The 22,293-nt window shown below is 63.1% G+C and carries 20 protein-coding genes; 11 read left to right on the plus strand and 9 right to left on the minus strand.

Annotation, left to right across the window (positions count from 1 at the left end):
• Nucleotides 1-58: 58 nt before the first annotated feature.
• Complete coding sequence (locus Q1A85_RS16680; protein WP_299691944.1) at nt 59-298, plus strand: hypothetical protein; 240 nt, start codon at nt 59-61, stop codon at nt 296-298.
• Nucleotides 295-1,260 carry a D-2-hydroxyacid dehydrogenase family protein gene (locus tag Q1A85_RS16685; RefSeq protein ID WP_299691945.1) on the plus strand — a complete coding sequence of 322 codons (966 nt, stop codon included), beginning with the start codon at nt 295-297 and terminating at the stop codon, nt 1,258-1,260. Before Q1A85_RS16680 ends, Q1A85_RS16685 begins: the two co-directional genes overlap by 4 nt.
• On the opposite strand, the gene Q1A85_RS16690 is transcribed toward Q1A85_RS16685, so the two are convergent.
• Nucleotides 1,241-2,266, minus strand: coding sequence for an AbrB family transcriptional regulator (locus Q1A85_RS16690; protein WP_299691947.1), 1,026 nt, complete (start codon nt 2,264-2,266; stop codon nt 1,241-1,243). The two genes, Q1A85_RS16685 and Q1A85_RS16690, sit on opposite strands and share 20 nt — an antisense overlap.
• Nucleotides 2,263-2,883: a GntR family transcriptional regulator gene (locus Q1A85_RS16695; RefSeq protein WP_299691950.1), complete on the minus strand. Its 621-nt coding sequence runs from the start codon at nt 2,881-2,883 to the stop codon at nt 2,263-2,265. The genes Q1A85_RS16690 and Q1A85_RS16695 overlap by 4 nt, the downstream gene beginning before the upstream one ends.
• Before the next feature lie 77 nt (nt 2,884-2,960).
• Here Q1A85_RS16695 and tcuA point away from each other — a divergent pair, with 77 nt between their 5' ends.
• Nucleotides 2,961-4,430 carry an FAD-dependent tricarballylate dehydrogenase TcuA gene (gene tcuA, locus Q1A85_RS16700; protein ID WP_299691953.1) on the plus strand — a complete coding sequence of 490 codons (1,470 nt, stop codon included), beginning with the start codon at nt 2,961-2,963 and terminating at the stop codon, nt 4,428-4,430.
• Here tcuA and Q1A85_RS16705 read toward each other — a convergent pair.
• Entirely contained in the window at nt 4,427-7,369 is a 2,943-nt protein-coding gene (locus tag Q1A85_RS16705) for an ABC transporter transmembrane domain-containing protein (protein WP_299691956.1), read from the minus strand. The genes tcuA and Q1A85_RS16705 overlap by 4 nt on opposite strands.
• Before the next feature lie 223 nt (nt 7,370-7,592).
• On the opposite strand from Q1A85_RS16705, the gene Q1A85_RS16710 reads away from it, so the two are divergent.
• From Q1A85_RS16710 to Q1A85_RS16745, 8 genes are all read left to right on the plus strand, one after another.
• Nucleotides 7,593-7,973: a DUF3307 domain-containing protein gene (locus Q1A85_RS16710; RefSeq protein WP_299691958.1), complete on the plus strand. Its 381-nt coding sequence runs from the start codon at nt 7,593-7,595 to the stop codon at nt 7,971-7,973.
• Between the two features lie 138 nt (nt 7,974-8,111).
• Nucleotides 8,112-9,224 (plus strand): S-(hydroxymethyl)glutathione dehydrogenase/class III alcohol dehydrogenase, encoded by a 1,113-nt coding sequence (locus tag Q1A85_RS16715; protein ID WP_299692296.1) that lies wholly within the window; start codon nt 8,112-8,114, stop codon nt 9,222-9,224.
• A gap of 177 nt (nt 9,225-9,401) precedes the next feature.
• Nucleotides 9,402-9,860 (plus strand): (2Fe-2S)-binding protein, encoded by a 459-nt coding sequence (locus tag Q1A85_RS16720; protein WP_299691961.1) that lies wholly within the window; start codon nt 9,402-9,404, stop codon nt 9,858-9,860.
• Between the two features lie 3 nt (nt 9,861-9,863).
• Entirely contained in the window at nt 9,864-12,107 is a 2,244-nt protein-coding gene (locus Q1A85_RS16725; protein WP_299691964.1) for a molybdopterin cofactor-binding domain-containing protein, read from the plus strand.
• Nucleotides 12,108-12,194: 87 nt separating this feature from the next.
• Nucleotides 12,195-12,899: a GntR family transcriptional regulator gene (locus Q1A85_RS16730; protein WP_299691967.1), complete on the plus strand. Its 705-nt coding sequence runs from the start codon at nt 12,195-12,197 to the stop codon at nt 12,897-12,899.
• A complete protein-coding gene (locus Q1A85_RS16735) occupies nt 12,896-13,813 on the plus strand; it encodes a dihydrodipicolinate synthase family protein (protein WP_299691969.1) in 918 nt (305 codons plus the stop codon). Before Q1A85_RS16730 ends, Q1A85_RS16735 begins: the two co-directional genes overlap by 4 nt.
• 4 nt (nt 13,814-13,817) lie before the next feature.
• Nucleotides 13,818-15,305, plus strand: coding sequence for an aldehyde dehydrogenase (locus Q1A85_RS16740; RefSeq protein ID WP_299691972.1), 1,488 nt, complete (start codon nt 13,818-13,820; stop codon nt 15,303-15,305).
• On the plus strand, nt 15,302-16,636 hold the full coding sequence (locus Q1A85_RS16745) for an FAD-binding oxidoreductase (RefSeq protein ID WP_299691975.1): 1,335 nt from the start codon (nt 15,302-15,304) through the stop codon (nt 16,634-16,636). Before Q1A85_RS16740 ends, Q1A85_RS16745 begins: the two co-directional genes overlap by 4 nt.
• 120 nt (nt 16,637-16,756) lie before the next feature.
• Here the strand turns inward: Q1A85_RS16745 and Q1A85_RS16750 are convergent, their stop codons facing one another.
• The 6 genes from Q1A85_RS16750 to Q1A85_RS16775 all read right to left on the minus strand — a co-directional run bounded on the left by Q1A85_RS16750 (nt 16,757) and on the right by Q1A85_RS16775 (nt 22,223).
• Nucleotides 16,757-18,301: a trimethylamine methyltransferase family protein gene (locus Q1A85_RS16750; RefSeq protein ID WP_299691978.1), complete on the minus strand. Its 1,545-nt coding sequence runs from the start codon at nt 18,299-18,301 to the stop codon at nt 16,757-16,759.
• 87 nt (nt 18,302-18,388) lie between these two features.
• Nucleotides 18,389-19,015 carry an urease accessory protein UreG gene (gene ureG, locus Q1A85_RS16755; protein ID WP_299691981.1) on the minus strand — a complete coding sequence of 209 codons (627 nt, stop codon included), beginning with the start codon at nt 19,013-19,015 and terminating at the stop codon, nt 18,389-18,391.
• Nucleotides 19,012-19,641, minus strand: a complete 630-nt coding sequence (locus Q1A85_RS16760; RefSeq protein WP_299691984.1) for an urease accessory UreF family protein — start codon at nt 19,639-19,641, stop codon at nt 19,012-19,014. Before Q1A85_RS16760 ends, ureG begins: the two co-directional genes overlap by 4 nt.
• Complete coding sequence (gene ureE / locus Q1A85_RS16765) at nt 19,638-20,093, minus strand: urease accessory protein UreE (RefSeq protein WP_299691987.1); 456 nt, start codon at nt 20,091-20,093, stop codon at nt 19,638-19,640. The genes Q1A85_RS16760 and ureE overlap by 4 nt, the downstream gene beginning before the upstream one ends.
• Nucleotides 20,094-20,318: 225 nt before the next feature.
• Complete coding sequence (gene ureC / locus Q1A85_RS16770) at nt 20,319-22,079, minus strand: urease subunit alpha (RefSeq protein ID WP_299691990.1); 1,761 nt, start codon at nt 22,077-22,079, stop codon at nt 20,319-20,321.
• 9 nt (nt 22,080-22,088) lie between these two features.
• Nucleotides 22,089-22,223: a hypothetical protein gene (locus Q1A85_RS16775; protein WP_299691992.1), complete on the minus strand. Its 135-nt coding sequence runs from the start codon at nt 22,221-22,223 to the stop codon at nt 22,089-22,091.
• Nucleotides 22,224-22,293 lie beyond the last annotated feature (70 nt).

The following is a 22,293-nucleotide window of genomic DNA, read 5'->3' on the forward strand; positions in this document are numbered from 1 at the left end:
GCGCGGGCTTGTCCTGCGACACAAACGGTATACAATCGTATACAGATAGGAGGGAGCCATGATTGAGACCTATTCCGAGTGTTTGCACGTGGCGCGGGCCGAGTTGTCGACGGCGCGGCGTTTGCTGAGCGCTGAAATCCGCGATTACCCGACACCCATCTCGGGCTGCGACGCACAGTTCAACCATCTGCTGGCGGAACGGGCGCGCGTTGCGGGCGCGTTGGCCGAACTGGACGCGGCGGTGTTCGTGCCCACGCCGCGCACACCCACGGCATCAAGCGGTGTTGAAAGCCGGTGAAAGTTCATATTCTCGACGACTGGTTCGACACGCTGCGCGGGCTGCCCTGTTTCGCCAAACTGGCGGGACACAACGTAACCGTCTGGACCGATCACGAGCCGGACCCGGCGGCGCTGGCCAAACGGGTGCAGAACGCCGAAGGCCTCGTGCTGTTTCGTGAACGGACAAAGATCACCGCCGACCTGCTGGACCGCCTGCCAAACCTTCGGCTGATCTCACAGCGCAGTGTGTACCCCCATATTGACGTCGAAGCCTGCACCCGTAATGGCGTTGTGCTGTGTTCGAACATGCACTCCGACACGCCGTCTTACGCGGCGGCGGAGATGACGCTGGCGCTGATGCTGGGGCACTATCGTCAGATCCCGCAACAGGCCGCATCGCTGCGGGCCGGGACCTGGCAGATGGGTGTGGGACGCACGTTGCGGGGGCGGACGCTGGGCCTTTATAGCTATGGGCGGATTGCGGGCGCCGTCGCGGAATACGCGCAGGCGCTGGGGATGAATGTGCAGTGGTGGGCGTCCGACGACGGACGGGCACGGGCCGCGGCGGATGGGCTGCGGGTGGCCGACAGCCGCGCGGCGTTCTTTGCCACCTCCGATATCGTCAGCCTGCACGTGCGGCTGAAACCCGAAACGCGCGGCCTCATCACGGCAGATGATCTGGCCGCGATGCAGCCGCGCAGCCTGCTGGTCAACACGTCACGGTCAGGTCTGATTGCGCCCGGCGTGCTGGAGGCCGAGATCGCGCAGAACCGGATATGCGCGGCGGTCGATGTGTTCGACCACGAACCCATGACCGACACGGCCAACATCCTTGCCACCCATCCGAATGTGCTGGCCACCCCGCATATCGGCTATGTGACCGAAGACGAATTTGACCTGCAATTCAGTGACATCTTTGATCAGGTCAACGCATTTTCCGATGGTGCGCCCATCCATGTGATCAACCCGTCGGCGCTTTGAACAGCCGCGCAAAAAGCGGCGCACCAAGGATTACCACAAAAATACGCAAGACGTGGTGCGCAATGACAAAGGCCACATCGGCCCCGACGATCAGCGCCAACACCGTCAGTTCCGCCTGACCGCCGGGCGCAAAGGCCAGCAGCGCCTCCATTCCGGGGGCAAGGCCCAAGCCATAGACAAACTCGACAAAGATCACCGTCAGCACCATCAGGATCACGCAGAACCCAAAGCTCGCCGCGAGGTCGCGGCGCACTTCGGCCATTGTGATGCCGCTGTATTTGGTGCCGACCGTTAGGCCGATAAAGAACTGCGCGGCCCAGATCGCCTCTGCTGGGGGGCGGTGGTGCAGCAAACCGGCCAGCGCGGCGACCGCCGCCACGATCAAAGGCCCAAGGATTGAGGCCCCGAACATGCCCAGCTTTTTGGCGCCCTGCCAGCCGATGAGCGCACAGGCGACCATCAGCAGCAGTTGCGCAGGTGCGATGCTGGTTACGGGCGCGCCGGGTGCGTTGCTCAGATCCGCGCCCCAGATGCCTTGCAACAAAAACGGCAGAGCCGCCACAATGACCATCACCCGTGTCGCATGGATCAGCGACAGGCTGCGCGGGTTGCCGCCCGCCTCTTCGCCAAAGACCAACATATCCTGAAGGCCGCCGGGCATGGCGCTGTAGTAGCTTGTGGCGAAATCATAGCCCCAAAGGCGCTGGAAATACGGCACACCGACGAGGCCAATGGCGGCGATCATCACAGGGATCAGCAACAGCGTCGGCCACATGCTCGCCATGCTCATCAGCAGCACCGGTGTAAACGTCGCCCCCACGGCCACCCCAAGTACGGTGCGCATCCCCTCATTCACCACCGCGATGCCCCGCAGGCGCGCACCGGCGAGCGACGCGATCAGGCAGCCGGTGAGAGGGCCAAGCAACCACGGCAAGGGCAGGTTAGCCAAATGGAACAGGGCGACCCCGACAAGAGCGATGGCAAAGGTGGCGGCAATGTGGATCACGCGTTGAGCACTTTCAGCCGGTAACGCAGCGAGGTTTGCAGGTGCACTTCTGCCGCTTCTCCAGCCGCGGCCACGTCGCCGATGGCGATGGCGTGCAGCATCTCTTCGTGCTGGTCTGCGACAATGCGGATGCGTTCAGGGTCTGCGAGCGTTGTGGGGCGCAGCAGCAAGAGCGCGTTGTTGAGACTGCGCGCCGCCTCCAGCAAAAATCGGTTCCGCGTGGCGTGATAGATGCCCCGGTGAAAATCTTGGTTAAGGGCAGGGGCCTCGTCCGGGGCGCTTGCCGCGATGGCTGCGTTGATGTCGCGCAAGGCGTCGATTTCGGCGGCAGCGGCGTGTTTGGCCGCCATTTCGGCAGCGGTGCGTTCCAGCACGATCCGCATCTCATAAAGCTCGACCAGTTCGGCATGGCTCAGTTGCCGGATCACGGCGCCCAGACGGGGACGGTGTTCCACGATCCCGTCTGCCTCAAGCCGCCGCAAGGCCTCGCGCACAGGCGTGCGCGACAGCGACAGCCGCTCTGCCACCTCGACCTCGCGCAGCCGGTCACCGGGCTGAAACGCGCCACAGCGGATTTCTTTTAACAGGCGGGCATAGGCGGCCTCGCCCTGATTCATGTCGGGCTCTGACAAATCGACGCTTTCAAATCTGTATACACTTGGATACAGGATGAACGTAGCGAGGGAGAATGCGGATGTCAAAACAGGTTATCGTCGTGGGATCGGGCAATGCCGCGCTTTGTGCGGGTATCGCGGCACTTGAGGCGGGCGCGCAGGTGCTGATGCTGGAAAAGGCCGGGCCTGATCTGGCGGGCGGCAACACAAAATACACCGCAGGTGCGATGCGGTTCGCCTATGACAGTGGCGCGGACCTGAAACCGCTGTTGCGCGACCCGGATGACCCGCGCCTGCTGCGCACGGAATTCGGCAGCTACACGCAGGACAAGTTTGGCGCGGACCTTCTGGGGTTCAACGATGGCCGCCCCCTGTCGCCAGAGCAGGACAAGCTGATCCGCCGATCTGGTGAGACGATGCAATGGCTGGCACAGCACGACGTGACGTTTGAGCCGATCTACAGCCGCCAGAGTTTTGAAAAAGACGGGCGGTTCGTCTTCTGGGGCGGTTTGACGCTGGCTGCCGACAACGAAGGCGTCGGTCTCTTTGATATGGAGATGGCCGCGTTCCGGCGTCTGGGCGGCACGGTCCGCTTTGACAGTGCCGTGACGGGTCTGGTGCAGGACAATGGCAAGATCACCGGCGTCCGTGTGGGTGACACGGAAATCGCCGCCGATGCGGTCATTCTTGCCTCCGGCGGGTTCGAGGCCAGCGCGGACATGCGCGTCAAACATATTGGTCCCGACTGGGCAGAGGCCAAGGTGCGCGGCACGCCGATGAACACCGGCGACGGGTTGGTCATGGCGGTCGAGGCCGGCGCGCAGGAATACGGGCTTTATGGTGGGTGTCACGCGACGCCGATGGACCTTCACATGGCCAATTACGGCAACCTCGATCTGCCGCATGGGGACCGCAAAAACTACCGCAAAATCTGCTATTTCCTTGGGCTGATGCTGAACGCCCGCGGCGCGCGGTTTGTGGACGAGGGCATCAACTTTCGCAACTACACCTACGCGCAGTTTGGTCGCGCGGTACTGGAACAGCCGGGGCATTTCGCATGGCAGGTGTTCGACGCCAAGGTGTTCGATCTGCTCTACGGCGAATACCACTTTCACGACGCGCATTTCGTCGAGGCGGATACGCTTGAGGCGCTGATCCCGATGCTGGACGGGGTGGACGCCGTCGCCGCCCGCCGGACGCTGGAGGCGTTCAACGCAGCCGTTGATGACCAGACCGAATTCGACCCGACGATCTTGGACGGCAAAGGGACCATTGGGCTGCCGCTTGCAAAATCCAACTGGGCACAGCGGCTGGATCAGGGCCCGTTCCGCGCCTACCCCGTGACCGGGGGGATCACCTTTACCTATGGCGGGCTCAAGGTGGATGATGCGGGCGCGGTGATGGACCGGGCGGACGCGCCCATTCCGGGCCTCTACGCCTGTGGCGAGCTTGTGGGGGGCGTATTCTACAACGGGTATCCGGGCGGCTCCGGCCTCACCTCCGGTGCGGTGTTCGGACGGCAGGCGGGCTATGGTGCTGCACGCGCCTAGGTGTTGACGTAGCCCGCCACCACCTGAAGCAGCCGGAACGCCGTGGCGGCGTCATTCTCGACCACGGCCATGAACTCTTCTTCGCCGATGCGCAGGCAGGTCAGTGCTGACCGCGCCCGCATATCAAGTGCGCGTGCCTCGCCCCGGATCAGACCCAATTCACCGACCAATGCACCGGCACCGACAGTCGCAATCAGACGCTCTTCGCCATCATCTTCGGCGGGCAGAACAAGGTCCGCCTCGCCTTCGATAACCATGTAGGCGCCATCGGTCGGGTCGTCGTTCTTGTGAAACACGTAGTCGCCGGGCTGCGCGTCGTACCAGCGCGCACCAAAGGCCAGCAGACGCAACTGTTTGCGCTTGAGACCCGAAAACATCGGCGTTCTGCTCAGCGCGTCGACCTTGCGCGCCAGATCCGCGCCCACTTCACTGTCCGCCTCGGCCCGCGCCCCTTCGGCCCCGACAAGCCGCCCCTGCACAATCTCGAAATGCTGGTCAAAGATGCTGTCATCCTCGAACGCGTCGTTGAGGTAGATGATTGTCGTCTCGGGCAGCAATGTCCGCAGGTTCTCGAACAGCCCCTGTTGCGCCTCCGCATCGTAGGACGCCAGCACCTTGTCGAGGATCAAGATGTCAGGCCGTTTGATCGCCGCACGGCCCACGGACAAAGGCTCCGCATACATCGCAGGCAGGTTGGCGCCCCCCAGCGCAATTGGCACCTCAAAGATCAGCTCAATCACCAGCGGCGTCACATCCGCCTCCGCCAACACGTCCCCCACCAGCTTGCGCATGTCATCCGCCCGCGCGCCCGCCGTGTCCGAAATCTTGCCGAAAAGGGCATTTTCCAGAACGCTCAGACCGGCCACGTGGCTGTCTGCCCGGATCGGCACAAACAGGTCCTTCATCTGTTCGCGCAGGGTCTCGGAATGCAGGCGGCGCATCTCAAGGATCTGCCACGCCACGTTGTTGGGAAAGGATGGTCCAATCTGTTCCGCAGTGATCTTGGCAGGGATCGAGAACAGCAGCGCCAGTTCGCGGTCCTCCATATCGGCGCCTTGCGGTTTGCGTGTCACAAGGTCCAGCACATCCTCGTAGACCGACGCCTCAAGGCCGACCCGGCGAAACAGCGGATGGTCCGTGCCCGTCTGGCCAAAAATCTGGCGTAGCATTTCGATGATGTCGCGCGACATCGTCTCAAGCTGCGTGCCCAGTTCCATCTCGTGCAGGGTGCGCAGAAAATCCATTCGTTCGCCCAGCACTTCGGGCGTGATCTCGACAATCGGTGCGGCGAACAGCAGGTTTTCGGACAAGGGCAGGGCGGGGTTGTATTTGTCCGGGTCAAAGCGAAAGACATAGCGGTCCAGACCGGCGGTCTTGAGCGCTTCGGCCACTTTGGGCCGCAACCGGATCAGCGCGTCCCGCAGCGTCGGATGCTCGTCTGGGTCAAAGCTCTGGTCCAGCGCGCGGCGCACAAGCGCGTCACTGCTGCCCATGCCCTGCACCAGCTGATACCAGAACCGGCGGATGTCGCCCTGATCCGAAAAGGCGCCGCGCATCGGGTCCAGCCAACTGGCGTGCAGATCGTCCGGGCTGTTGCCGACACGGGCCGCTTCGCGCATCGCCTCTGTCAGTTCGGTATCGGCTTGCGGGCAAAAGCGCATGGGCATCAGAACGTTGTCGCCAAAACTGCCCTGAAACATGATCGGGCGCGAACTGGCCTCACCCATGCGCTGGGCGATCACTGCCTGATGCAGAGCCCGCACATCGTGGCCCGAGATCGTGACCGTCCCGCTTGCGGCCATGCTTTCGCGGGTGATGACCTCGCCAAAGGCGCGGCGATCCTCGTCATTGGGCGCGGTAATGCCGACCGCGCTGCCCCCTTTGATTGTCAGGGAGATGTCTTCAAGCACCGGGTTGCCGTCGCCATCCCGCACCGTCACCTGATCCAGAACGATGTCGCCATGCAGATGCGGGATGTCGGTCGGATCTTCGTAGAACAGCTTTTCATCGACCATGCCCGAGGGCGCGAAACGCTCGGTGATTGTGTCCCAGCGCAGCGACATGTCGGCGCTCTGGTTGTAATAGGCCAGCAGCTCCTTCCACGGTGACGACAGGTCCTTGTAGGCGGCAAGCGCGGCCACCAGCGCACCCAGCGTCACGTCGCCCCGGATCACCAGATAGCCGCCGATGGAAAAGAAAAAGAACGGCGTCAGTTGCGTGATGAAGTTGTTGAGGAACTTCATAAAGAATTTCTTCTGATAGATATCGAAGCGTATCTTGAAAAGCCGCCCCAGCCGGTCCCCGACCATCGCCATCCGGTGCCGCCAGCCGCCATGCTTGCGCAGCGTGCCCGCGCCCGCTGCGGCCTCGCCGATCTCTGCCGCCAGCGCGCGCACCTGAATGACGCGCTTTTTGTTCAACTGGTTGATCTGGCGTTGCAGCTTGGGAATCAGCCATGCCTGTAGGGGGATCAGCGCAATCGCCGCCAACCCAAACGCCACCGACTGGAAAAACAAAAACCCGAGGATCGTCAGCATTTGCCCCGCTTGCAACACGGGCTGTGCCACCGCATCGCCCATCAGCCCGCCCATCGGCTCGCTCTCGGCTGTGACCATGCTGACAAGCTCGCCTTGGCTGGTGCGCTCGAAATAGGGCTGGGGAAACCGCAGGATGCGCGCGATCAGCGTATAGCGGAACCGGCGCAAGAGCCGTTCGGCCAGCACGCCCTTCATCGTATTGATCCGCATTTTCAGCAGACCGTGGCACAGCACCGCCAGCAGGAACAGGCCGCACAGGATCATCAGGTAGGTGATCTGGTCGAACTGATAGCCGTAGACTTCGATCGTGCTCGATCCTGCGCCGATCGCCTCGTTGATGATGCGCTTGGGCAGCTCCAGCGTCAGATACAGCAGCGGGAATAACGTCAGCGTCACACACAATAGGATCAGCTGATCGCGCTTTGAAAACTTCCAGATAAAGGCAAAAAGTGAGCGTTCTATGAGACGTGTCCGATCCTGAATGCGTGGCGGCTGTGGTCTGGACGCGACACTACGCGCGGGTCGGGCCGAAAATCAATGTACGACATGTGCGGCGACAGCACATGCGTTGCAGGGCGCGGCGATGCGCCCTAGGATACCGCCATCCGCAACCAAAGGACCGCGCGTGGCCGATCCTGTGACGTTCTTCCTCGTTCTGCTGTTCCTGCTGCAGGCCAAGCACCTGTTTGCGGATTTTTACTTGCAAACCCCCCGCATGTTGCGCGACCGCGGGGTCTATCTGCATCTGGGCCGATTGCAACATGCGGGGCTGCACGCCGTGGGCTCGCTGGTGGCGTTTGTGCTGGTCGGGGTGCCGATTGTCACGGCACTGACCATCGCGCTCATCGAATGGGCGGTCCATTTTCACATCGACTGGGGCAAGGGGCGCTGGTCCGATCACACCGGGCACGGCCCGGATCAGGCAGGCTACTGGCGCGCTTTCGGGGTCGATCAGGCGTTGCACCAGTGGACGTACCTGATCATGGCTTGGGCCGCTTTAGCCTAGGCACGGACGCACCCGTCTCTGTCCCCAAAAAATCCCCCCCGGAGGGTCGGGTTGCCAATATCCCGAACGCTTTTCATTGACAGGACAGGCCGTGCTTGCCCTTGATGGGCCAAAGACCAACGCAAGGACAGACCCATGATGAAAACCCGCGCCGCTGTTGCCGTTGAGGCTGGCAAACCCCTCGAAATCATGGAGGTGAACCTCGACGGTCCCAAGCGGGGCGAGGTTCTGGTCGAAATCAAGGCCACAGGCCTCTGCCATACCGACGAATTCACCCGCTCCGGCGATGATCCCGAGGGCATCTTCCCTGCCATTCTGGGCCACGAGGGTGCAGGAGTCGTGATCGAGGTGGGCGAGGGCGTGACCACGCTGGAAGTCGGCGATCACGTCATCCCGCTTTACACGCCCGAATGCCGAAATTGCGAATATTGCCTGTCGGGCAAGACAAATCTGTGTCAGGCGATCCGCGTCACCCAAGGACAGGGTTTGCTGCCTGATGGCACCACCCGGTTCTCCATGCTCGATGGCACGCCCATTCACCACTACATGGGCTGCTCGACCTTTGCGAACCACACCGTGGTGCCCGAGATTGCGCTGGCCAAGGTGCGCAAGGACGCGCCCTTTGACAAGATTTGCTATATCGGCTGCGGTGTGACCACGGGCATTGGCGCTGTCATCAACACCGCCAAAGTCGAGATCGGCGCGCGCTGCGTGGTCTTTGGGTTGGGGGGCATTGGCCTCAACGTCATTCAGGGCCTGCGCCTCGCGGGCGCGGATCAGATCGTTGGGGTGGATCTCAATAACGACAAGGCCGAAACCGGCACATATTTCGGGATGACCGACTTTGTGAACCCCACCGAAGTCGACGGCGATCTGGTCGCGCATCTGGTGGAACTGACCGGGGGCGGGGCGGATTATTCCTTCGACGCCACGGGCAACACCAAGGTGATGCGCGACGCGCTGGAATGCGCCCACAAGGGTTGGGGGGAATCGATCATCATCGGCGTCGCACCCGCAGGTGCCGAAATCTCCACTCGTCCGTTCCAATTGGTCACCGGTCGCGTCTGGCGCGGCACCGCCTTTGGCGGGGCCAAGGGGCGCACGGACGTGCCCAAGATCGTGGATTGGTACATGGACGGCAAGATCGAGATCGACCCGATGATCACTCACAAGCTCAGCCTCGACGAGATCAACCACGGCTTTGATCTGATGCACGAAGGCAAGTCGATCCGCGCGGTGGTCGAGTTCTGATCCAGCGCGCCGTCACGCAGTAACGCGACCCGGTCCACACGCACCTGTGGGCCGGGTCGTTTGCATTTTCGGGCCTTGGCGCGTTTCGTCACGTCATTTGGCGCGATCTGCAGGTTTCGTGGGTCGCCAGATGCCCTATCCTGTTTCCCGAACCGATCTGTAGCTCAGGAGCGCGCGATGAAACTGACTGTGAACGGCACCGAACACGAGGTGGATGTCGAGGACGACATGCCCCTGCTGTGGGTCCTGCGGGACGAGTTGAACATCAAGGGCGTCAAGTACGGCTGTGGCGTGTCGCAATGCGGGGCCTGCACCGTGCACATCGACGGCGAAGCGGTGCGCTCGTGCCAGACCGCAGCGGCGGATGTTTGGGGCGCGGTGACAACAATCGAGGGCTTGGGCTCCCCGGACGCCATGCACGCCGTGCAAACCGCATGGCTGGAGCATCAGGTGGCGCAATGCGGCTACTGTCAGGCCGGGCAAATGATGCAGGCTGCCGCCCTCGTGGCGGAAAACCCCGCACCCACCGACGACGAAATCGACACCGCGATGAGCGGGAACCTCTGCCGGTGCGGCACCTATCCGCGCATCCGCGCCGCGGTGAAAACCGCCGCCGCCAAGTTGCAGGAGGCCTGAGCCATGAGCCGCATCGGAAAGATTGCCCGCCGCACCTTCCTTGTCACCTCTGCCGCGATTGTAGGGGGCGTCGCCTTTGGCTACTACGCCTACAAGCGCCCGGTTGCGAACCCGCTGCTGGATGACCTCTCCGAAGGGGAGGCGGCGTTGACGCCCTACGTCAAGATCGACGCGCACGGCATCACCCTGATCACCCCGCGCGCCGACAGCGGGCAGGGGGCCTATTCGGTGCAGGCCGCCCTGATCGCCGAGGAACTGGACGTGGAACTGGATCAGGTCACTGTCGATCCCGGCCTGCCGGATCCGGCCTATTACAACACCGCGCTCAGCGCCGAGGCTGCGCCTTTCCGGTCCACCGATGACAGCTTTGCCGCCAATTCGACCCGCGGTGTCATGGACGCGATGATGAAGTTCATGGGGATGCAGATCACCGGCGGCTCGACCACGGTGCCCGACAGCTTTGAAAAGCTGCGGCTGGCGGGGGCCGTTGCGCGCGAAACGCTCAAGGCTGCGGCCGCACAGCAGACCGGTGCACAGGTGGCCGACCTCAAAACCGCCAACGGGGCGGTTGAACTGCCCGGCGGTGGCATGATCCCCTACACCGAACTGGCCGCCACCGCCGCCACGCTCGATCCGGTCAATGACGTCACGCTGCGCGACCCGTCCACATGGCGGCTGATCGGCAAACCGATGGAACGCGTGGATATCGTGGCCAAGTCCACCGGAACCCAAGACTACGGTATCGACTTTGAGATTGACGGCATGGTGCACGCCACCGTCCTCACCAACCCGCGCCGTTACGGCGAGGTGATCCGCTTTGACGACAGCGCCGCGCGCGCGATGCGCGGCGTGCTCGACGTGGTGCCCGTGACGGGTGGGGTTGCCGTGATCGCCGACAATACGTGGCGCGCCATTCAGGCGGCGGGTGCCATCGACGTGGAATGGGGTCCGGCCCCCTATCCACCCAAGATGGATGGCCACTGGCAAGCCTTGTCCGACAGCTTCAATGACGATCAACTGGACAGCCAATTCCGTGATGACGGAGATGTGTCCGCTACGCTGGATGCGGCGGCGGAGGTGATCGAAGCCGAGTACCGCGCACCTTACCTCGCGCACCAACCGCTTGAGCCGATCAACGCCACCGTTCTCGTACAAGACAACCGCGTGGATGTGTGGACCGGCACGCAGATTCCGCGCTTTGTCCAGACCAACGTGGCCAAGATCACAGGCAAAGACACCGATCAGGTCCACGTGCATGTGCTGATGATGGGCGGCAGCTTTGGCCACCGGCTTGAGGACCGCGTGGTGCGTCAGGCCGCCGAAATCGCGATGACCCGCCCCGGCACGCCGGTCAAGTTGACCTATAGTCGGGAAGAAGACTTTGCCCAGAACGACACCCGTCAGATCGCTATGGCCCGTGGGCGCGGCACGGTGCGCGATGGCAAGGTCGAGGCCTATGATCTGGGCATTGCCATGCCGTCGGTGATTGCCAGCCAGATGGGGCGGCAAGGCTTCCCGACGCCGGGACCCGACTTGCAGATTGTGGCCGGCGCGTGGGAGCAACCGTTTGATATCCCGCACTATCGCGTGTCGGGCTACCGCGCGCCCGAACTTGGGCCGATCTCGTCCTGGCGGTCTGTCGGGGCATCGACAAACGGGTTTTTTCACGACGTCTTTCTCGATGAGCTGATCGACGCCGCGGGCGCTGACCCGATGGAAGAACGGCTGCGCCTGATGTGGCATGACCCGTCCCGCAAGACGCTTGAGGCGGTGGCCGAGATGTCGAACTGGGGCAGCCCGCTTGCGCCGAACACCGGGCGCGGCGTGGCGTTCTGCATGTCCTTTGGTGTGCCCACCGCGCAGGTGATCGAAGTGTCTTCGACGGATGCGGGTATCATGATCGACAAGGTTTGGTGCGCTGCCGAAGTTGGGCAGGTGATCGACCCGATCATGTTCGAGAATATGGTGCAGGGGGGCATCGTCTGGGCGCTGGGCCACGCGATGAACTCCGAGATTACCTATTCGGACGGCATGGTCGAACAGCGCAACTATTACGACGCACCGGGGATGCGCCTCTACCAGTCGCCGCAGATCGAGGTGCGCGGGCTGGAGAATGGCCGCGACGTGCGCGGCATGGGTGAGCCGATGGTGCCCCCCGCCGCCGCGGCGCTGTCCAACGCGATCTTTGCCGCGACGGGCACGCGGGTGCGCGAGATGCCGATGGCGAAGGTCGTCGACTTCGCCTGACTCGGAGCATCGCCGCTAAAACGGGCGCTGAAAACGTGCCCGTTTTTTTGTTTGCACCAAAATGTATACGAAGTGTATACAATGTGAATGCAGCCTGCCGAAAAGAAACAGACCGCCCTCGACAGCCTCAAGAACGCGATCCTGACGCTCGACCTTGCGCCCGGCTCGGATCTGGACGAGGCGGGGCTGTGCGCGCAATACGATCTGTCGCGCACGCCGATGCGCGAAGTGCTGCGGCAACTGGCAGGTGAGGGCTACGTCACCCTGCGCCAGAACCGTGGGGCGCAGGTGTCGGAAATGTCGCATCGCAGCCTGCGCGCTTTCTTTATCGCGGCGCCCATGATCTATGGCGCGATCCTGCAACTGGCGGCCACGCACCGTACGGAGCCGCAGATTGCTGACCTGCGCACGGCACAAGAGGCGTTTCGCGCCGCACTGACCAGCGGGACGACGGCTGCGCGCGCGCTGGCCAACAATCGCTTTCACGAGATCACAGGCGAAATGGCGGACAACCCGTTCCTCGCCCCCAGCTTTAACCGGCTGCTGCTGGATCATGCCCGCATCTCGATGACCTTCTACGATCCCCGCGATTCTGCCGAACAACGCAACGTCGACCTAGCCTGCCGCCAGCATGACCAGATCATCGCCGCCATCACCGCCCGCGACACGACCAAGGCCGTGCTACTGGCCGACGCCCATTGGCGGCTGTCGCGGGACCGGATTTCACAATTTGTGATGCCCGGCGGGCTGGACCTGCCGCTTGGCACCCCACCGCAGGAGGCCCGCGCATGACGCCCGCCATGGAATTCAACGGCATCTATACGCCTGTCGTCACGCCGTTCAACGCCGATTACTCCCCAAATTTCAAGGCTTTGGAGCTGGTCTTGGAGCGTCTGATCAGCGCCGGGGTGCATGGCGTGATCTCGGGCGGTTCGACCGGCGAAAACTATGCCATGACGGTGGAGGAGCGCCTGTCCGTGGCGCGCGAAACGGTGCGCGTTGTCGCGGGCCGTGTGCCGGTGATCATGGGCACGGGCGCGATGTTGCCTGCCGATATGCTGGCGCTGGCGCATGGGGGCAAGACGATGGGCGCCGACGCGCTTTTGGTCGCCACGCCCCCCTATGCCGTGCCGACCGAACGGGAAAACGCGCTGAACGCGCTGGCCATAGACGCCGCCGTGGACCTGCCCATCATGCTTTACAACTATCCGGGGCGGATGGGCGTGAACATGGGCGAAGCGTTCCTAGACCGCGTGGGCCGGTCCCGCAATTTCTGCGCGATCAAGGAAAGTTCGGGCGATATCAACCGCGTACACCTGCTGGCGCGCGACTATCCGCATATCCAGATGTCTTGCGGCATGGACGATCAGGCGCTGGAATTCTTTGCGTGGGGCGCGCGCAGCTGGGTCTGTGGCGGCTCGAACTTTCTGCCCGAGGAACATATCGCCCTCTGGCGCGCTTGCGTGGTCGAGGGCAATTTCGACAAGGGGCGGCGGATCATGTCAGCGATGATGCCGCTGATGCGCGTGCTGGAGCAGGGCGGCAAGTTTGTGCAGTGCATCAAGTACGGTGTGACCGTTCAGGGGATCGACACCGGTGCGATCCGCCCACCGCTCAAATCCCTGAACAAGGACGACAAGCGCAGCCTCGAACAGGTGATCCGGGTGCTGCAAACCACCATCGCACGCATTGAACAGGAGGGCTGAGACCATGCTGACCCATGAGGAATACCGCGCCTTGGCCGACAGCCTGACCCCGGCCACGACCGCGTTTATCGACGGCGGCTTTCGCCCGGCGATCTCGGGCAAGACTTTTGCCAGCGTGAACCCCGCGACCGGCGCGCCTCTGGCGGATGTGGCCGCCTGTGGCCCCGAAGATGTGGAGATTGCCGTCGCAAAAAGCCGAGAGGCGTTCGACGATGGCCGCTGGTCGCGGCTGCACCCTGCCGCGCGCAAGGACGTGTTGATCCGCCTGTGCAAATTGATGACGCGCAACGCGCGCGAACTGGCGGTGCTGGAGAGCCTCGACAGCGGCAAGACGATCTTCGATTGCGAGACGGTCGACATCCCCGAGGCGATCCACTGCATTAAGTGGCACGCAGAGGCGATCGACAAGATCTACGATCAGGTGGCGCCTGCGTCAGATGACCATATCGCGCTGGTGGTGCGCGAACCGGTGGGGGTTGTGGGCCTTGTGCTGCCGTGGAATTTTCCCCTGCTGATGATGGCGTGGAAGATTGGTCCGGCGCTGGCGGCGGGCTGTTCTGTGGTGCTGAAACCGGCGGAGGAAACGTCGCTCACGGCGCTGCGGATGGCGGAACTGGCGATGGAGGCGGGCGTGCCGCGTGGTGTGCTGAACGTGGTGCCGGGTCTGGGCCCGGATGTGGGCGAGCCTATCGGGCGGCACATGGACATTGACATGGTCAGCTTCACCGGCTCCACCGAGACGGGGATGAAGTTCCTGACCTATGCCGCTGAGTCCAATGCCAAAGAGGTCGTGTTGGAGATGGGCGGCAAGAACCCGTGCATCGTCATGGACGACGCCGAAAACCTCGACCGCGTGGCGCAGCATGTGGTGAACGGGGCGTTCTGGAACATGGGCGAAAACTGCTCGGCCATCTCTCGACTGATTGTGCACGAGGATGTGCGGGATGCGCTTGTGCCCCGGATTGAGGTGCACCTGCGGCAGCTGCCCGTGGGTGATCCGCTGGACCCGGAGACGCGGCAAGGCGCGCTGGTGAGTGCGGCGCACGTCGACAAGGTCTGTGAATATGTGGAGAAGGCTGGGGATATTCTTGTGGGCGGGACTGTGGACAAACCCTATGTCTCTCCGACCGTTGTGGCAGCAACGCCCGATAACCCGTTGGCACGGGACGAGATTTTTGGACCTGTGCTGACCGTCATCACGGTCCGGTCCTTGGACGAAGCGATATCGGTGGCCAATGACACCGACTATGGCCTGTGCGCGTCGCTGTTCACGGCGAACGGCAAGCGCGCGCTGCGCGGTGCGCGGATGCTGCGGGCGGGCACTGTGACGGTGAACAGCTATGGCGAAGGGGATATCGCCACGCCGTTCGGAGGTATGAAAATGTCAGGCTTTGGCGGGCGCGACAATGGATTGCACGCGCATGATCAGTACACGCAGCTCAAGACGATCTGGCTGGACCTCACCGACGACGCGGATGAGGCGATGGAGTGATCTACACCGCGCGGCGTCTGCCCCGGCACCGTGGGCCCGCGGCTTGGGCTGACATCCTTGGGCCGGGGCCCGCATTTCCACGGATCGACAGTAACATCGCGGCGGACGTTGCGATTGTCGGCGCGGGCTTTGCCGGATTGTCGGCGACCCGCCGTGTCCTGCAAATCTGGCCGCAGGCGCGGGTTGTGGTGCTGGAGGCATGGCGCGTTGCTGACGGAGCAGCGGGGCGAAACTCGGGCTTTATGATCGATCTGCCGCATGATCTGGCGTCCGAGGATTATGCAGGGGCCGGGGATGATCAAAGGCTGACGCGATTGAACAGACAGGCCATCGCATTTGCCGGTGCTGCCGCGGCGGACTACGGGATCGCGCCCGATTACTTTGATCCTGCGGGCAAGGTGAACGGAGCCGCGACCGAGGCGGGTGATGGTCACAATCGCAGCTATTCCAGACACTTGGGCAATCTGGGTGAGCCGTCGGAATGGTTGGACGCGCAGGCCATGACAGAATTGACCGGGTCGCGCCATTACCTGTCCGGTCTGTACACGCCTGGCACCGTGATGTTGCAGCCTGCGGGATACATCCGTGGGCTTGCCGCGGGATTGGCCGTGCAGGCAGACATTTTTGAGCACAGCCCGGTGCTGAATTTTCGGCGCGTCGGGGGGGACTGGATGCTGCGGACCCCCAAGGGGCAGGTCACGGCCAACCGCGTGATCCTTGGGGTGAACGGCCATCTCGAAAGCTTTGGCGTGGCCAAGGGACGTCTGGTGCAACTGTTCCTCTTTGCCTCAATGAGCGAGGAATTGAGCCCGGAGGCGCGCACCGCACTGGGTGGCGCACCGCGCTGGGGGGTGACACCTTCTGACCCGATGGGCACCACGGTGCGGCGCATCGATGCCGGGCAGGGCGGGCACCGGATTGTCACGCGAAACTGCGCGGTGGTGCGCCCGGGATTGCAGCCGACTGACCGGGACATGGTCCGTGCGGCGCGGTCACATGCGCGCGCTTTTGCGCGGCGGTTCCCGCAACTGACCGGGATGCGGCAGGCGCAGGTCTGGGGTGGGCACCTGTGCCTGTCATTGAACGGTGTGGCGCACTCACGAGAGATCGAAGAGGGTGTGTTCAGCGCATGTGTCCAAAACGGCCTTGGAACGACGCGGGGGACGTTGACCGGGATTGCCGCCGCTGACAGGTGTTGCGGACAGGTCTCTGAAATAACGTCATATTTTGATGCCGAAAGCGATTTGAAGCCGCTGCCGCCCAAGCCATTCTCCACCTTCGGTGCTAACGCTTATCTGCGTTGGAAAGAATGGCGCGCCGGGGTTGAATGATCTTGCCTAAATGCAATGAAGTGGACATTGTTGCCCACCCCTCACTGTGCTGAATTGCATAAAACCGACAGGCGGCACGGTAATCCCCAGAGCGGGCTCACTTATGTCCACAATCACCCTTCAATGGTCTTGATTGAGGGCATCCGCGGCGGGAATTTCTCGCTCGCGCCGGGCGATATAGTCAAGCAGCGCCTCATTCACGCCGGGGTCCAGCGTGGGTTCCTCGTAGTGGTCCAGCAAGTTGCGCGCATGGGCGAGCGCGCGTTCCGTGATCTCCTTGCTGCCCTCCGCCTGCCATTGTTCGATCGAATTGTTGTCGAACAGTTCGGGCATGAAGAACGCGGTCTGAAACGTCTCTTGGGTATGCGAATGGCCAAGGTAGTGGCCACCGGGGCCGATGTCGCGGACTGCATCAAGGGCTGTGTCAAAGTCATCCCATTGCAGACCTTCGGCCATGCGATAGGCCATGGCGCATTGTTCGGCGTCCACGATGAATTTGGCCGTGGAACAGTGCATACCCGCCTCGTTCCACCCGGCTGAATGCCAGATGTAATTGGCCCCGGAATGCATGACAGCCGACAGGGTTGTGGCGCTTTCATAACCTGCTTGGGCGTCGAACGTCTTGGCGCCGCCCAATGTGTTCGAGGTGCGCCATGGCACGCCGTAGTGGCGCGCCATCTGCCCGATCATAAAGTTCATCATGGAAATCTCGGGCGTGCCCGCCATGGGGGCGCCGGATTTCATCGACACGGTGGACAGGTAGTGCCCGTAAATCGCGGGCGCGCCGCGACGGATCACCTGCGTGTAGGCCAGGGCCGACAGCGCCTCGGCGTTGAGTTGTGCCACGGATGCGGCCACGGACGCGGGCGTATTGGCCCCGCCCAGCACAAAGGGCGAGCACAGGACTGGTTGATTGCGGCGGCAAAAGGCGCGCATCGCGCCCAGCATCGTCTCGTCCCAGACCAGTGGTGAATTGCCGTTGCAATTGCCAGTGGTGACCGGGTTTTTGTCAATGAAATCATCACCAAAGAGGATCGCGCACATTTCAATGACGTCTTCGGCGTTCTTGGGCGACGTGGTCATGCCCATAAAGGTTTTGTCCGAATGACGCATGGATGAATAGGTGATCGCGAGATGCCGGTGGCTGATCGGATGGTCGTACGGCTCGACGATGTGATGCGCGGATGAATGCAGCGCGGGCATCATATGGCTGAGCTTGTGGAACATCGCCAGATCGTCGAGCGTGGGATTGCGGCGGACATCATCCAGATCGCGCAGGAACGGCGCGCCGGTCATCGGCACAAAGATGCTGTTGCGCCCCCCCAAGGCCACGTTTTTGCGCGGATCGCGGGCGTGGTAGGTAAAGGTTTCGGGGATTGTTGTGATCAACTCACGAACGAGGCCACGGTCGAGGTAAACCGTGTCGCCATCGACCTTAGCACCGGCGTTGCGCCAATCGGCCAGTGCAATGTCATCGCGAAACACCACCCCTACATTTTCGAGGATGTCCATCGAGGCGGTGTCGATCCGTTCGACCTGACTGCCGTCCATGATTTCACACCACGGCAAGGTGTTTTTCAGACCCGGCAGCATGGCGACGTCGGGCGTGCGGCGCGCGGCCCGGCGGCTGGCGCGGCCCCCGGATCGGGTGCGGGTCATGGTCATGGCGGCTCTCCTGTTGCCCCGACAGTGAACCGCGGCAATTGCAAGATAACCCGCCCAAGGGCGAACGCCCGTGTCGGTTTCAGACCATTACGCGTGGGTGAGACCAAGGCCGGACAGGGCGCGGATCTGGTCAATCACCTCCTTCACGCCGGTGCCATGGCGCAGCGCCGTAAACACAAAGGGTCGGCCCGCACGCATCCGGGTCGCGTCGCGCTCCATCACGTCGAGCGATGCGCCCACATGCGGAGCGAGGTCGGTCTTGTTGATAATGAGCAGGTCGGATTTCGTGATCGCCGGGCCGCCTTTGCGCGGGATTTCTTCGCCCGCGGCCACGTCGATGACATAAAGGGTGATATCGGCCAGTTCGGGTGAGAAGGTGGCTGACAGGTTGTCCCCGCCGCTTTCGATCAGGATCGCCTCGACCTCCGGATGGCGCGCGCGCATCTCGGCCACGGCGGCGAGGTTGATGGAGGCGTCCTCGCGAATGGCGGTATGCGGGCAGCCGCCGGTTTCCACGCCGATGATGCGATCTTGCGGCAGGATCTGCCGCCGCATCAACTCCTCCGCATCTTCGCGGGTGTAAATGTCGTTTGTGATCACACCGATGGAATGTTGATCCTTGAGCGCGGCGGCGAGGGCGGCAGTAAGCGTCGTCTTACCCGCGCCAACGGGGCCGCCGATCCCGATGCGCAGAGGACCGTTGAGCGTTGTCATGTGCGAAATATCCTTGGTTGCAGGGTTTCGTGGCGCATGGCCGCGATGTCGGCGGCAAAGCAGGAGGAGGCGAGGTCGTCGAGGGTGGCGGTCGACGCGGCGTGGGCCGTGGCGTCGATCACCGGAGCCAGCGCCGACAGCACCCGTTGCCCGTCGGTTTGCCCCAGCGGCATGGCCCGCTGCGCGACCGAGACAAGGTTCGACACAAAGGCGTGCAGATATAGCGGCAGCGTGTCGGTCAGCGGGATGTCCATGGCGCGCGCGGCGGCACCGACGGCAACAGGGTAGGTGAGACCTGTCAGGTCCAGCCCCCACACTGCCCGCGCCGTGTCGCAGAACGCGGCCCCTTGCAGGTCGGTTTCCTGCAAGCGCTCCGCACCGGCGGCAAAGGCGCGCGCAGTTGCGTCGACCTGCGCCGTGTCATCCGCCTGATAAGCCGCAGCCAGCAGCACTGCGTCGGCTCGACCCGAGCCATGTGCAAGCAGGGCCGACAGCCAGTCCTGAAGGGAGCGGGCCTCCGACACCGTGCCATCCGCAATCACCTGTTCCAGCCCATGCGAATAGGCAAAGGCACCCACCGGAAAGGCGGGCGACAGCCATTGCATGAGCGTGAGGGCGTGGTTCATGTGTGGCTGTGGGAATGGTCGTGCCCGTGCGTGCGGCCATGTCCGTAAGCGCCGCCTTCGGGTGTAAAGGGTTCTGTCACCTCGCGCACAGTCGCGCCGATCTTGCCCAGCATGTCGGCCATGACATGGTCCCGCTGGATCAGCAGGCGGGTCTCCTCGATCTGGCAGGGCGTGTGGCGGTTGCCGATGTGCCAAGCGATGCGGTGCAGGCTGCCGCCCGTCACTTCGAGCAGGGGTTCAGGGGCGGCCTGCACCTCGATCTCTTGGCTGTCGGTCGTGATGAGCGCTCCACCGTGTTCGAGCGAGGTGGTCTGTGGCAGGTCCACGAGCAGTTGCGCGCCCGAGGCGAGGGTCAGCACTTTGCGCCGCAGGAACCGGTCCTCATAGGTCAGCAGAAGATGGTCAGCGGGAGAGCCGTGCGTATGGCTGTGGTAGGTTTGCGTGGTCAGCATGTGTTTTCAGAACCAAGGGCGGACCCCGGCCGCCGGGTGGGGGAGAAGCCCCCGCCCGGGGGGGCGGTCGGGGGTTGCCCGGCGTTCCGCCGGGCGCATGGAAAATCGTGGACAATCACTGTGCCCCAGCCTTTCGCAGAAAGGCCACGCGCCGACCGCCCCGATGTGCGGCGTGTACCGCGCCACCCGCGATCGACTTGGTCAGAGCACATACCGGAGCGGCTCTCAAAACAGAAAATACCGCTGTGCCATTGGCAGCACCTCGGCGGGCTGACAGGTCAGCAATTCTCCATCGGCGCGCACCTCGTAGGTTTCGGGATGCACCTCGACCTTGGGGGTCGCGTCGTTGAGCTTGAGGTCCTTTTTGCCGATGGTCCGCGTGTTCTGCACGGCGACCGTATCCTTGGCGAGACCAAGGGACGCGCCAATCCCTTCGGCCTGCGCCGCTGCGGACACAAAGGTCACCGCAGAGCGTTCCACAGATCGACCGTAAGCGCCGAACATGGGTCGGGTGTAGACCGGCTGCGGCGTCGGAATTGACGCGTTCGGGTCACCCATCTGCGCGCAGGCGATGGAGCCGCCCAGCAGCACCATCTCGGGCTTCACCCCGAAGAACGCCGTGCTCCACAGGCAAAGGTCGGCGCGTTTGCCAACCTCGATGCTGCCGATCTCATGTGCGATCCCGTGGGCAATGGCCGGGTTGATCGTGTATTTCGCGATATAGCGGCGCACGCGCATATTGTCGTTGTCACCGGTTTCTTCCGGCAGCGCCCCGCGCTGTTTCTTCATCTTGTCGGCCGTTTGCCAGGTGCGGATCAGCACCTCACCCACGCGGCCCATGGCCTGACTGTCGGATGCGATGATCGAAAACGCGCCCATGTCGTGCAGGATGTCCTCGGCGGCGATGGTCTCGCGCCGGATGCGGCTTTCGGCGAAAGCCACATCCTCGGGGATCGATTTGTCGAGGTGGTGGCAGACCATGAGCATGTCGAGATGCTCTTCGAGCGTGTTCACGGTGAAGGGGCGCGTCGGGTTGGTCGAGGAGGGCAGGACGTGCTCTTCGCCGCAGATTTTGATGATATCCGGGGCATGGCCACCGCCGGCGCCTTCGGTGTGGAAGGCGTGGATCGTCCGGCCTTTCATGGCGGCCACGGTGTTTTCCACAAATCCGCTTTCGTTCAGCGTGTCGGTGTGGATCATCACCTGTACGTCCATGGCGTCGGCCACAGACAGACAGCAGTCAATGGCAGCGGGCGTGGTGCCCCAATCCTCGTGCAGTTTCAGCGCGCAGGCCCCGCCTTTGATTTGCTCTTCCAGCGCGGCGGGGAGCGACGCGTTGCCTTTGCCCGCAAAGGCGAGGTTCATCGGGAAGGCATCCGCCGCTTGCAACATACGACCCAGATGCCACGGGCCGGGGGTCACAGTTGTGGCGAGTGTGCCATGCGCCGGGCCGGTGCCACCGCCCAACATGGTGGTGAGGCCGGAATGCAGCGCGTCCTCGATTTGCTGGGGGCAGATGAAGTGGATGTGGCTGTCAAATCCGCCTGCGGTCAAAATCCGTCCTTCGCCCGCAATGACCTCGGTGCCGGGACCCACGATGATGTCGACGCCGGGTTGCGTGTCGGGGTTCCCTGCTTTGCCGATCCCGGCAATGCGCCCGTCCTTCAGGCCCACATCCGCCTTGTAGATCCCGGTCCAGTCCACGATCAGCGCGTTGGTGATGACGGTATCCACGGCCCCATCCGCGCGCGTGACCTGGGACTGGCCCATGCCGTCCCGGATGACCTTGCCGCCGCCAAACTTGACCTCTTCGCCGTAGAGCAGTGCGTTGTCACCACTGCCCCCGGTGGACGCGCGCCCTGCGGCCTCAGCGATCAGATCGCGCTCAACCTCAATGATCAGGTCAGTGTCGGCGAGCCGCACTTTGTCGCCCACGGTGGGGCCGAACATGGCGGCATAATCGCGACGGGAGATGGATGTGGGCATGTCTGTACCTCAGTTCAGTGGCGCGGCAATCTTGGCAGCAATCTCGTTTTTCCGGGTTTGGTTGCGCGCCGGTCCCAGACCCATGTGCACCTCTGCGACGCTGGCCAGATAATTGGCGACGTCGTCTTGCGATGTTCCGGACACAACCATTGAACACGCGTGATCGGCGGATTTGTCATATTCATCGGATGGTCCGCCCAGTGCGCCCGCCGAT

The sequence above is a fragment of the uncultured Tateyamaria sp. genome (genome assembly GCF_947503385.1).
Lineage (GTDB): Bacteria > Pseudomonadota > Alphaproteobacteria > Rhodobacterales > Rhodobacteraceae > Tateyamaria.